The sequence below is a fragment of the Marinobacter halodurans genome (genome assembly GCF_004327985.1).
GTDB classification, from domain to species: Bacteria; Pseudomonadota; Gammaproteobacteria; order Pseudomonadales; family Oleiphilaceae; genus Marinobacter_A; species Marinobacter_A halodurans.
On sequence record NZ_SJDL01000215.1, the window covers coordinates 1 to 317 of the forward strand.

Genomic DNA, 317 nt, shown 5'->3' on the forward strand with positions numbered 1-317 from the left:
TGATGACCTTCTGGACCCTGCCCAACCGGATGGTGGAGTGGGAAAACCGCAAGCTCCAGCGATTGCTGAACCGGTCCCTGCCTCCGGCGATGGAGGCTTGGTCCCAACCCTTGCCTGAAGATCAAAGAGCCCGGCCCAGCGACGAGCTCAAGCGATTGAGTCAACGGGTACAGGCCCTGATCGACGCCCAGCCGACCCGGCCGGTCACGGAAATCTACGCGCAGGTTTACGCCGGGGAAAAGGCGCCGGCGCGGCAGCGGGCCTGATGCGGGAAAGGGGCTGCCAAGCAGGCATTCGAACACATCTCCGGGAGCGCT

At 64.4% G+C, this 317-nt stretch carries 1 pseudogene; it reads left to right on the top strand.

Annotated features, from left to right (window positions below):
• Positions 1-266, top strand: a pseudogene (locus tag EZI54_RS24765) (hypothetical protein); the annotation flags it as partial.
• Positions 267-317: the final 51 nt, after the last annotated feature.